Consider the following 12,354-nt stretch of genomic DNA (forward strand, 5'->3'; position numbering starts at 1 on the left):
ATCGCTGATGCACTATTAGATAGGCTATTACACAACAGTCACCGAATAGAATTAACAGGAGAGTCGATGAGAAAACTAGACCAATCCGATCACTTAGCGTAAAACTACAGTTATGAAAAAGAAAGGCTAACGGGTGATCGGATAACTCCGGGATCGCTGTTCGGAATCACCGAAATACGCAGCGTGTTCATCGAAAGTTCCCCAATACAACAAGTCCAAAATAGAATATTCGCTTCTCCAGTCCCAGTCATCTATCTTTTCCCATGAAATTTTAGGTGAGTTAAACAGCTCTTTCATAAAGCATGGGTAACGAGGCAGGCCACAAGGTGTTATGTTTCACTCTGATCAGGGTTGCCAGTATGCCAGTCGTTTATTCCGTCAAAGGCTTTGGCGTTATCTCATGACGCAAAGTATGAGTCGTCGCGGGAATTGTTGGGATAATGCCCCAATTGAAAGACTGTTCAGAAGCTTAAAGTCTGCGTGGGTGCCGGTAACGGGTTATATGAGCAAAGCAGAAGCACAGCGGGATATTAGTTTTTACCTGATGGATTATTACAACTGGCGCAGGCCACATCAATTCAATGATGGTGTGCTACCGGCAAAAGCTGAGGCTCTATCTAATATACTGTCCGGAATTAGTTGACCACTACAAACAGAACTATAGAGCAATAGCCAATTTAATCTACTTCGGGCTGTTTGGATTTTTTCGTTACCATTTAACAAATATTCACCATCGGTATACGTTTCAAAAGAGCTAATCAATGCAGGCCTTAATTGGCTAATGTTTTCCTCAGTCCTTGAAACAAGCGCTAAACCATAATCTAGTTGCACCCTATTAAGTGCATTCAAACCACTCTTCTTTTGAAGGTCTGTAAAATGATCATTCCAATCATGTAACTGATTAGTATATCCAAAGGTAACTTGATACATAACATATGCGTCAAATAGGTGCTGTATAGGTGGCTTAGGTAACAATGCATATAGCCTGTTTGCACGTTCTAAATTCTCCAGAGAGTACGGCAAACACAAAGAAGCTCTTAGTACATCACAAATAGTTTCATAAACCGAATGCTTAGACGCCGTTGTAGCCATCAAATGCTTATTTGGTACCGAGTCTAAAGACGCCGCAATACTAGACAGCAATTCGCTGCTTTCAGATAATAAAACTCCTTTATTATGCTCCACAGCGAATGTTTCCACACTTAGCGCAATCCACTCTAAGTTGTAGCTTAAAGATGGTTTATCAGCCCCAGCAATCAGCAGTTTCTCAATACACTGATTTCTCGTAAATGGCCAACGACAATAACCAATCTCATGTTTCATAAAATCGACATATCCCATGTTCTAAAAAGACGGCTACACCAAGTGTACTTCCGGCGAGTAGCAAACATACTACAACGCCATTTACATCGAGTTCGCCTGTATTTCATTCGCAAGGCCCTGATCCCACTCAAAGTCAATACTAAATTTACCTGTTGGATACAGTGTGAATTTAGCTCTATTCCACTTGTTTTCTCCACCTTCTGTGGTGATTTCATGAAGATTCTTAAAGGCCTTATATGTTTCATAACTAACACCAAAGTCATGATCGACAGCAGATTCAATATCTTCTTTATATATACCTTTAAACCTACCAGCATCTTCAGCGAGTTCACAAGTTATAATGGCTACAGTCCATTGGGTTTCTATAGCATCGATTATGTTGTGTGCTATTTCGAGATAAATTTCATCTACCGTCATCTTGGTTCAACCTCCGGGCTTATTTTCGAAATGCGCAGTACTATGTCTTCCGTCTATCCAATATTTTACACTAAATGCAACTGGCCGCTTACTTTCTCCCTCATAAACAGGTTGAATATCAACTTTCACCTGCTGTGGGGGGGGACCCTTTAACGCTTTAGCCCAAATATTCTCCATTTGTTTCCATACACCACGATTCAGATTTGAATCCATAGGTACATAGTTAATCTGTTCACCTGCTCCATCTAATACCGACGCAATTATATGACCACCATCATCATTAGCCAAACCATCTTTAATCCCTCCTTCTTTGGCAGATTTTCCTTGCTGGTACGTATTCCTATCTCGCTTTGTTAAGTGTAACACTCCACTAACGCGGGTGACACGTCCATGATCATCTGTTTCGTATAGATGCTCACCAACTTTGTATTTATGGTTCGGCTCTAATTTACCATTCAAAGCCTTATTCCAGCTGCCTTTTGACCCTGGTTCAAGCTCTTTAATGACGTCTGATCCTTTATCTGTGGAATCAGCCTCGTCCTCTGATTTCACCTCATCAACATCCTTATTATATAACGATTTTTCGGTATTTAGATTCTCTTTCGCTAACGTTGAAGCACTCGAATCTACAGCATCAATAACATCTCCACGATTACTATTCTCTAAGTAGTATGTTGAGTGCTTACCTGAGAGATAACTTTGTTGTAGAACATCAGCATCATCAGGATATGCATAAATAGCCTGCGTAATTGCTAGCCCTTGATTTTCAATGACCTCTTTGTCATCTTCAATAACCGTCAGAGTCATGCCATTTGAATCAATCAAAATTGGTGGCGTATTTGCTCCTGATGAGTCAGATTGTGCTAGGCGAAGATTAAATAAACCCGTCGCATTAAGCCTTTCATGTAGTGGTAGCCCTGTGTCTTCACTAATCGATAGCCCTAACTCCACCATCAAAGAATTGAGAGATTGGATATCTGTTCGATACGATTGATGCTCTACAGGCTTTGATGTTATTTGCGGATCAAGCTTGGGATATAGCTGCTTGCGCATTAGCGCCAGCAGCTTCGCTTTGATATGTGGCGGTAAATTATGCCAACCGATCTGATTAAGAAGCGCAAGAATACCATCAAGGGTCGAGGGCATAACGATGTCGGCAAGTCCCTCGATGAGACGAATCACTTCTTGTACTCGCTGGCGATCTAGTCGCTCACCTGCACTTCGTGGATAACTAATGTAGCCCATGCATTATGTAGCAGGTTTATAAGTTTTAGAAAGTACACCACCCACTCTTTTCTGCGTATCAGGTGGCGAATAAAGAACTTCTGGATCTGTCCAAGCGACCTGCTCTACGCGTTTTCGCTCTTCTAGACCAAACAGGTCTTCGTATACCATAAGGATAAGAATATCAGCTGACAATTTACCCGCTTCAATATCACCTAATAATCGTGACACTTTTCCGTTCCATTCAAATGAGCCGATATCGCCTAAATGCGCCTTAAGCGTTTCATCGACTATGCTACCTGCTTCTGTTACAGATACTTGCTCAAGATTGAGATTGATATCCACCAAAGATGATTTATCCATTAATTCAGTCAAAACGCTTGGCATTGTAGAGGGGCGAGAGATGCCGTAAATTTCCATCTGCTCAATTAATTCATCCAAGCGAAGCATTCCATTACTCAAAAGGTTCTCTTCTAATGTCACAGTAAAATTACCACGTTCAATGGCATCTATATCATTTTGTGTCAACGGCACTGACAGTCGAGGCTTGCAACGGGGGTTACTGCACAGCTCGCTCTCCCACCAGCCAGACTGGATAACAGATTCAACCTCAAAGACAACTGGCAGTTTCCCGTTTTTGCCAATACGAGACAATTCAATTATCTGTTTGATAGTTACAGCATCACCAAGTTGTTCAGCTTCCTCCATCTGCACGATGAGCTCAAAGAGTGCACGCAAATCTTTGTCTTTGATGTCGCTAAGCGCATTGGTATCTAACACCGTAATATCATCATGGGCACTGTTACTCATTATTCGTCTCCTATATATAAGCGTTGTAACAATTCAATGGCTACTTCAGGCTTTAACCCATGATTCAGGTACGCGTAACGCAGAACACCAGCCGTGGAGCGATTAGGTGGCATGTAGTGCTCTTGTTTCTGCTCGTACTTTTTATACTCATAGCGTGTAGGGTCATCTCGTTTCTCACTTTTACGCAGGTCTTCTTTAAAATCGAGCACATATTCCGTCGGCATATTTTTGATATGACCTCTAATAACTCTGCCATTTACGGTCAAGTTCACACATAGAGACGTGGCTGCTTCCGCTTCTGCGAGCGCTTGTCGCTTCGTTAACAAATCCAGAACCGCAGCCTTCACACGCCCAACCCCGATCCCTTTTTTATTTGCTAGTGGAGCATGATTTTGAATAACTGAGTACATCCGCTGAGCTACCCATTTATCAATAATATCGCGGGCGATTTCCGCCGATACCATTCCATTATCAAACTCACGGGGGTGGTTTTTCGCTGCATCAACTGCTTCTTGGGTGATGGCTCCAAGTGGTACCCGTATCATCTTTTTGGCGATCTCTGGTGCGACTCGTTTAGTGTGCTGAAACAAATGCCATGCAATGGTCTCGCCCACATTGTCATTGTCAGTCGCAAGCAAGATGCTTTTAACCCGAGGACCTTCTCCCAATATCGTTTTCAATGCTGCTTTGCCGTTGTGGTTTAAATCGTAGTCAGGAAACAACTGACGCCGCGCTGTCACAACATTGTCATCCTCTAGCCCAGATTTCGTGACCGAACCATTCGTAGGATAAATCATGTAATCTTGATAAAGAAACTGTCTCAGTACACCGACTTTACCTTTAGCTTCCACCACAAAAAGATGCTTGGGGAATAAACGTTTGCCGTGCTGATTAAGATAGCGCCCCAAGAAATGAACCGAATTGACCGATGTTGTTGAGGTACCTTCTGACGAAGGTTCCTCATAGAGGCGATAAAGCTTTGGACAGATCACTGCGATAAATGACTTTTTTGCCCTAGAGACAGCTACATTTAATAAATATGGTTGTTTTTCGAAGAACAGATTGCCATTGTCATTATGGGTTTGCACCCCCGAAAAAATCACAATATCTTTTTCGGCACCTTGCAGCTTATGAATAGTATCAATTGTTGTATCTATGATTTCTTGCTTAGGAATGATACCACCTTTCTCTGCATTAACCTTTATCAACGCAGCACGAATGGCTTTGGGCTGCTGATTGAATGGTGTCACAATGGCAAGCATTGATGGCAAGTCAGGTAACTCGCCTTTCTCTTCATCTTTGAGCTTTTCTTGCCAGTCCTTATAGCGAGAGACAACCATCTCGGCAATTAGCATGGCTTCGGCTTTATTTCGTTTTGACTTTGAATTATCGCCGGCCTCAGAGTCCCCCGGCGTTTCCACATACGCCATCGCAGGCAAAACTTCTTCATCCACCTCTGTATTTTTGAAGGGCAGATAAAACAACTTATTGTCGTACACCATCTGGTTACAGTAATCGATGATTTTTTGATAACAGCGATAGTGCCCACGCAGCATAAACCCATCTCCTTGGTAGGAATGAGAGGATGCGAGCATCACAAGATGCAGTAGGCTTCCAGATGTCGGCGTAAACCCAAGTTGAATAAATCTTGTTATTTGATCTAGGGTATACCCTTGCTTTATCCATGCTGTGTAATCATCGTATGCGGATATGTCCTTCTTATTATCGATTACAGGCTCAAGCTGGCTAATATCTCCAACACTGATTAAACGTTGACATAGTGACATAGATGGTAACCCTAAACGGATATCCGCCTGACCAGATTCATCAGTAATGAGCAAGTCAATTCCACCATACGCGTATGCGCGTTGCTTCGCACCAGGCACATAATTCTTGATTTGTAATAGTTTGGGTAACATATGTAGCGTAGAAATGACCACCGGTGTGACCATGCAAATCCGCCTCAAACCCTCAATTAGGTTCTCTTCGGTTTGCGCAAAGAGTACGGATTTTCGCTGTGACAACAAAAACTCGGCTTCCCAATACCTCGCCGCAACATGAAACATCAATGGGCGATAAGACGTATCAAGGAGGTGCTCAATAAACAAATCAATAGTGGCATCATGCAACTTTTCGGCATAGTCAGACTCTGTAATACCCTCATCGCGAATGCGTTCACGATTCATGCGAGCTACAATCTTAAGATACTTATTGCTGCCCTTCTCCATTTTCAGCCATAACGAAAATTCTTGCCTTGTATCGTCAAAGTTCGATAGGTGGTACTGCCTATCCGCAACAGGAAACACGTCATCAGGGTTATAATTCCCACGTTTTACCTGCTGTGCACACACTTTCGCTGTCTCTAACATACTTCTAGACAGTTGGTTGAGATAATCACGTAAATAGATTTTTGCTTTTTCAATATTGGCTGGAGTCTCGATCCCAGATAAGCGGCAATGAACAGAAAGCTTATCCAAATAGTGTTTTTCTAATCGACTTAACTGTGATAATTCGTTTAGCTCTTGGCATACGTTGGTCCAGCCAAAAACATAAGGCTTATCTTTACCAAACGCTTCAATGACCGGTGTTTTTTCCTTTTCTTCCTCCGTGAATTTTTTTAACGCTTCAGCCGAGGCCAAAAAGCTGCCGTAATTATTCACCGAAGGTAGCCAGCGTTGGTAGAGGATAAACTCATCACCTTCGGCTTTATGGATAACATCAGGAAAAGCGGAGACCACATTCTTGACGGACTGGTTTGTCGCACCGGCTGCAACAATGATTGGACAAGGCTTATTGTTTAATACGGCAAGCACACTTTCTTGAGCAATCACAGCCTTCAACATTGATGTCTTACCACTGCCGGGTGGACCATTAACCGCAAGTATTCGACCAAGTTCAGCATTATCTTCGTAATAGAGTTCTAAATACCTAGCCATAATAGATGCGTTGCGCTGAGTATTATCTAATGGAAATAACTCTCGCTCTTTACCCGATTCTTGCTTCCCCGTTCGCGTGTCCATGTGCCCCATTAGCGCACTTCTTTGCATATTGTCTGCGTTGCTAAACCAACCTATTTGCTCCCCTAAGTAATGAGTCGTAATCGAATTGGTATGAGTCTTTCCATCAAAGGTTTCGAGCAATTTTTTCAGCGGTGTGTGAGTCCAATCACTGGTGCTATCAGATAATAAACCTTCATACAAGTTTGATACATGCATTAGTGGGCCGACTGTATCTGGCATCGAGGAAAGGGAGAATTGTACAGACAAATCGGTGTTATTCAGCTGTCCTTGGATGAGCTGAACTAACGCAGTCAAGCTATTAACACCGCACGTGCTGTACAAAAGCGATTTTGCTGCACTCAACCAGCTTTCAGGCGTGCCTATCTCGTAATACTGAGACAAATGGTTAAGCGCGGTTTGGGATTCTGACAATATAATTTCAGGTCTGCCATCGTGGTGTTCTCCCGAAACATATTCAGGATTTACTTGAATGGGCCTAAGAGGGTCAGGGTGAAGAAAAATACCACCTCCTTCTTTTGGCACATCAAGACACACAGGGATGGTTAACAGTAAATACCCCTTTTTGTGAGCGCGCTTCACAAGCTCCACCATCAAAAAATATGGTTCACTCTCGTTGAATGATTTGTTCAGAGCTAACTTTCCGCTCAAGAACTTATCCCAGAGTTCGATAGGTTCGGGCACTTGAAGTATCATGCGTTTACTACTTTTCAAGGCGTCGGCATTTTTGTGTATCGTTAGGGCGTACAGGGCTTTAAGTGTATTCATGGTTGTAATTCAGCCGATAGTATTTCTCTCACATTGATGAATTGACCTCTGGGTTGCGTTTTCACAATAAAGTGATAACGCTCAGGCTCAGGTATCGATTCCATCTGTTTACTGTAATCATTGAATCGAAAGGTCTGCTCATCGTCCAATGAAGCAAAGGTATAAACTCTTACTTTGTATTGGCTGGGTTCCTCGCAGACAAACTTGAGAATTTCAACTTGAGACTCATGGAGCTTTGGCAAGGCCCTTGCGTCTTTGTCATTTTCGACAACTTCAACGTTGTCGGCCAACCACCCCCTGTGGCCAACATGAAAAATATCCAATAACACATACCTCGCTACGCCTTTAAAGCTTGTACCAGCCTCAATGCGTATCAACCCTTTCGCTTTTAACAAAGATGAAGGAATGAGGACCATTTGTGCTTGCCCATCCATGACCACCTCACACACTGCGTGGTTTCTCAAAGCATAGTGGTGAAAGTTGCGATTGACCTTCCCAAAGGGGGAAAACACTTCCTTGTTACGGGCATACCAGTCATGCACCAAAACGCCCTCAAAACTACAGTGTCCGTTATCGATATCTTGATTAATCTTCTTACCGTTAAGCCAGCATGGTACAACGTGTTTGACTTTCCATTCGCGAGGTGATTTTTCATTCTCTTGGAATTCGTAAATACTCACGGAGCACTGACCTTGAGGTTCGAAGAAATCAATAATGCCATGAGTAAAAAATTCAGGTTGTTTGATAACAAATTGACTTCCATCAGAAGATAATTTTGTGAAAACAAAATGCTTAATTCCATTTTTCTCGAAACTACGGTCTATTTTGATCCAACCTTCATACTCTTGACACTCAGTCAATACAAAATTTATAAACAAGCGGCCGTCGTCTGTTATCCTTGATTTGACCTTGCCCTTGATGGTATCTCCTTCATCCAACGCTTCTATGTCAATACCCAGTCTAACTAAATCTGATCGCCACGCCAAAACCTCCAGCGAGTAGATATCGACATCAAGCCTCAAATAAGAACGTTCATTGGTGTCGTCATCACAAGAAAGAACCGAAAACGTATGTTCTTTATCCTTTATCAACGACACCAGATAGGCCTTTGTTCGTTCAAAGGACAATGAATACCAATAGTTATCGTGATCAAATGTTACAGCAACGTCATGTAATTGACTTGGCAGGTCAAAAAAAGGAAGACTATTAAGCAATTTTCGAGGAAAATTGACTGGGAACGATCTCTTCGATTCGTCTTTAAAAATGGCATAACACTGCTCTTTATTACCTTGAATACGCATATCGTAGAGATCGCCAAAAGCGTTACTCTCCTCGATGTCCTTTTCAACCTCAAGCTCAAAGGCTTCTCCAGTAAAATAAAACCTTACATTGAACTGTTCACAATTAAAGGCGCAATAGCGGATTTTTTTGTAATTTTTATCGCTCTTCTTTGTTAGCTTTAAAACCAAATTATTAGATCTATCAAAGCATTGTATTACTGGTAGCAACACACCATCGTAATAGACATCAACCGACAACGCTTTGCCCAATGGAAGAAATTCAGGATGTAACAACTGCTGTATAAATGATGTACCATTATCTGTATGTTGTACAAGAGCAACATATTCAGCGCCTTCTTCAGGGGAAATATAGAAGGAATCATTATCTAGTTGTTTTTTTGGAACAAACGCGGTCCTATTTGAACCATTAGCATCTTTAAGCACACTAAACAGTGTGCCATTTTTATTTTTTTGTAGTTTAACTAAGTGTGTGCTGTACGACACGCTGACTCCATCAAAATGCTAAGCGAAATCTAATGTAGCACAACCTAAACTGTACTGTTTTCCATTGAGCGAATTCTACTGAAATAAAAAATTGAAAAGATAAATATCATAGCAATAACTTAAGTTCACATAACATCTGTGTATGAGCTTCGCTCGCATTTATAGCTGTTCAAACAAACTAAGAACATCTAATACCGTCATATTTAGTGAAATTACACTTTTTGAACAAGCGAGCTCCACGCTTGTTTGAGTCTCATTACTTATCTTTAATTATTGTTAATGTATTAATTAATTGTAAAAGCATAGCTTAGAAAGGTAAAGGGCTTCTATGGATTGGGTTACAAAATATTCATTGATTTAATGACGCATTTTGTACAAAACCTTTAGTTTCGTACCGCTACATATTTTGCAACGGTACGATATGACTATTATAGCTTTATTGAGTCTCGCTCTTTCAACATAATCGATGTCATCCCTTTACTCATCGAAACTGATAAGACTGTTGATAAAACACGTCGGCCACTGCCTTTGAGTTGCCGCGTGTTGACGTTATCCATGACATTACGGACAAATCTGTGCCTGCTGCGACCATGCGCTGCATCAAAGATGTAAAGAAATCAGCCTGCGAATTGAATACATCCCTACCCGAATTCAAGTGCTTAAAAATATCAGGCTTAAATACAACTGCTGACAATGATCTTAGTCGTTAAGCGATGAGCCGCTTGTTGAGAATATGTTTAGAGAAATTAAACTACTATTGGTATTAATGAAAACTGAGCTTTTTAAACAACCATGGCTGCGGGCATGTAAGACACAAGTCTGTCTATAAAATCACAGCGCAAAAGCAAAACAGATAAAGCGGATGTAGCTTTTAACCATATCCAGAAACTGTATGTGCTGGAAAGTAAATTAAATAACGCGCCGTTTTAGAAGACTTATGTGACGCAAGCCCAGGCACTGTTAGAGCCACTCAAAAGTTGGCTTAAGAAATCAAGAGAAGCAAAATCGAAAGAGAATCTGCTTAGCAGATCTATCACATATAGCTTAAATCAGTGGCCTTAGTTTATCCGCTATATCGAGGATTGCAGGCTTAACATAAACAAAAGTCGTGCTGAGTAGCCATTAAACCGTTCGTGAATACTCGAAAAACAAAGCTGTTTGCCAATACTAGGTCAGGTGTACAAGCGAGCGCTAACCTAATTATGAAAATATAGCTTTGTCACCGACGAAAATGGGCGAAAAGGATTACGCCTATTTGCTGCGATTAAGTTAACAATCTCTCGATTGGGTTTAACTTAAACACTCAAAGCTAATACTTTGTACAACACAAGTAATTTTCAAAAAAAATCGTTTCATAACAAATTACCACTAGATATTTGTGGCTTAGGTTAAAAAGTTCACACTTTAGATAAAAAGCATAGTATAATATAAACGTCTTTAGTTCATATTTTTTAGTGCATAGTTGTTATTTCAGTAGCCGCATATGTCTAAGACAATCTGTTCTAAGTTGCGTTAAAAGTTGAATGTTGCAGATCACTTACTATTTGTTAGCTAAAGCTTGACAAGTAATTAAGGAAAATACACTCAAACCACCTATGGAGAGATGGGGTTTGGGGGTGAACCTGCACAATACAAAAAGTGCATAAAAACACTTATGTATTGTTGGCTATTACTCTAGCCATAAAACTTCAACTGGCAACTTGATAGGATAATTATATGAATTCATTTGAAAGACTTCAGTTAACACTCGAAAATACACCAAACGCAGGTAAAGGGTTTAACTCTGTATCTAAAATGGTAAACGTATATGAGAGCTTAGGTGAGACAGTAAGCCGACGGACTATCACAAGAGATTTTCTTCAGCTTGAAACCTCAGAGTTAATTGAATTTAGTCAGTATCAAGGAACAGCCAAACTTTTCTGCAAAACGAAAAGCCATGAGCCAACGTTTTCAGCAATTTTGTCATGGTTGCTTGTTGTATCTGAGGATTCAATTAAAAAACTGTGTACAGAATCGATGCTGAAAGCCATTGAAGCAGAGCTCTCTTTGGCAAAAAGCAAGTTCAGTAACACAGTAAAATTTGAGCCTCAAAGCAACTTATGTCAGTTTGCGAAAAAACTTGGCCCTGTTGCTTCTTTGCTGGCTAAAGAAAATCTTGCACCACAGGTTATACGTTCGATTAATGAGGCTCTATGGGATGACAGTCTGGAGTTGGTGATAAAGTACACTGATTCTGCTTTCGTTCAGTCTATCCATAAGGTAGAGCTAAAGTTAATCAACGAAAAAGTTTATTTGTGTGGTAAAGCGAAAGATGCTTTTAGCTCGACTTTTAGCGTTCCTTTAGAAAGGGTATTTGAAGCAAAGATTAATGCACAAGTTGCATTTCAGTTGAAGCGCGAGTATCAAAAAAATAGAGCCGCTTAAAAATAAAGGTAAAAAGTATCAATACCGTTCAGATAAGCATTTTTCAGATCAGTTGACCGCTACCGTGTCAGATGTATAAAGGCCTGTAACAGAGATGTTGCAGGCTTTTATGCAATTAATTACCCCTTTCACACCAGACAATTGAAGGCTTCGGACATCTCATGTCCCGAATGCTTGTCATTATTACTAGCTTCCTGTTATTAAAAGGTCACGCTAGAAATGAATAAATCTCAAAGCATCACATACATGAGCCAAACTCGTTGCTACGATGAAGCCGAACTTATTGTAATGTTCAAGGCTTATAGTAAATATTGCGACATTAAAGTACTAATTCCTGATTATGTCGAAGAAGAGTTTTATCACTATTTAGAAACCAATAAGTCTTTTAAAAAAGGCTTCGTGCAAAACCTTGAATACCACTATTTTTATCTAATAAAAACGGATTAATTTTTTAAAAAAACAATAGCTTATTCAAATGTGAAGCTTGGTGTGGGTTGTTGTGATGATGCCTGTTTAGGAGTTTTCGCTCATTAACTGACATTTTAAGCAATACAGTACGCGCCGATAATGGATCGAAAAAACACATG

Annotated in this window: 9 protein-coding genes and 2 pseudogenes; 5 read left to right on the forward strand and 6 right to left on the reverse strand. The window is 40.7% G+C overall.

Going from position 1 to position 12,354, the window contains the following annotated elements; all coding sequences use genetic code 11:
- Nucleotides 1-102 carry an ATP-binding protein gene (locus LMJ53_RS15445; RefSeq protein ID WP_324295618.1) on the forward strand — a complete coding sequence of 34 codons (102 nt, stop codon included), beginning with the start codon at nucleotides 1-3 and terminating at the stop codon, nucleotides 100-102.
- 208 nt (nucleotides 103-310) lie between these two features.
- Nucleotides 311-643, forward strand: a pseudogene (locus LMJ53_RS15450) (integrase core domain-containing protein); the annotation flags it as partial.
- Here the strand turns inward: LMJ53_RS15450 and LMJ53_RS15455 are convergent.
- The 6 genes from LMJ53_RS15455 to LMJ53_RS15480 all read right to left on the reverse strand — a co-directional run bounded on the left by LMJ53_RS15455 (nucleotide 574) and on the right by LMJ53_RS15480 (nucleotide 9,343).
- Nucleotides 574-1,323, reverse strand: a complete 750-nt coding sequence (locus LMJ53_RS15455) for a hypothetical protein (RefSeq protein ID WP_229588146.1) — start codon at nucleotides 1,321-1,323, stop codon at nucleotides 574-576. The pseudogene LMJ53_RS15450 and the gene LMJ53_RS15455 sit on opposite strands and share 70 nt — an antisense overlap.
- Before the next feature lie 81 nt (nucleotides 1,324-1,404).
- Nucleotides 1,405-1,740, reverse strand: a complete 336-nt coding sequence (locus LMJ53_RS15460; RefSeq protein WP_229588148.1) for an immunity protein YezG family protein — start codon at nucleotides 1,738-1,740, stop codon at nucleotides 1,405-1,407.
- A 6-nt stretch (nucleotides 1,741-1,746) separates the two neighbouring features.
- On the reverse strand, nucleotides 1,747-2,985 hold the full coding sequence (locus LMJ53_RS15465) for a DNA/RNA non-specific endonuclease (RefSeq protein WP_229588150.1): 1,239 nt from the start codon (nucleotides 2,983-2,985) through the stop codon (nucleotides 1,747-1,749).
- A gap of 3 nt (nucleotides 2,986-2,988) precedes the next feature.
- Nucleotides 2,989-3,774: a DNA topoisomerase gene (locus LMJ53_RS15470; RefSeq protein ID WP_229588152.1), complete on the reverse strand. Its 786-nt coding sequence runs from the start codon at nucleotides 3,772-3,774 to the stop codon at nucleotides 2,989-2,991.
- Nucleotides 3,774-7,559 carry an AAA domain-containing protein gene (locus LMJ53_RS15475; RefSeq protein WP_229588154.1) on the reverse strand — a complete coding sequence of 1,262 codons (3,786 nt, stop codon included), beginning with the start codon at nucleotides 7,557-7,559 and terminating at the stop codon, nucleotides 3,774-3,776. The genes LMJ53_RS15470 and LMJ53_RS15475 overlap by 1 nt, the downstream gene beginning before the upstream one ends.
- Nucleotides 7,556-9,343 (reverse strand): hypothetical protein, encoded by a 1,788-nt coding sequence (locus LMJ53_RS15480; RefSeq protein ID WP_229588156.1) that lies wholly within the window; start codon nucleotides 9,341-9,343, stop codon nucleotides 7,556-7,558. Before LMJ53_RS15480 ends, LMJ53_RS15475 begins: the two co-directional genes overlap by 4 nt.
- Before the next feature lie 530 nt (nucleotides 9,344-9,873).
- On the opposite strand from LMJ53_RS15480, the pseudogene LMJ53_RS17165 reads away from it, so the two are divergent.
- From LMJ53_RS17165 to LMJ53_RS15500, 3 genes and pseudogenes are all read left to right on the forward strand, one after another.
- Nucleotides 9,874-10,542: pseudogene (locus LMJ53_RS17165) on the forward strand (IS66 family transposase); the annotation flags it as partial.
- A gap of 517 nt (nucleotides 10,543-11,059) precedes the next feature.
- Nucleotides 11,060-11,767 carry a hypothetical protein gene (locus LMJ53_RS15495; RefSeq protein WP_229588158.1) on the forward strand — a complete coding sequence of 236 codons (708 nt, stop codon included), beginning with the start codon at nucleotides 11,060-11,062 and terminating at the stop codon, nucleotides 11,765-11,767.
- A 246-nt stretch (nucleotides 11,768-12,013) separates the two neighbouring features.
- Nucleotides 12,014-12,214 (forward strand): hypothetical protein, encoded by a 201-nt coding sequence (locus LMJ53_RS15500; protein ID WP_229588159.1) that lies wholly within the window; start codon nucleotides 12,014-12,016, stop codon nucleotides 12,212-12,214.
- Nucleotides 12,215-12,354 lie beyond the last annotated feature (140 nt).

The sequence above is a fragment of the Rheinheimera sp. UJ51 genome, from assembly GCF_020819615.1.
Taxonomy (GTDB): domain Bacteria; phylum Pseudomonadota; class Gammaproteobacteria; order Enterobacterales; family Alteromonadaceae; genus Alishewanella; species Alishewanella maricola.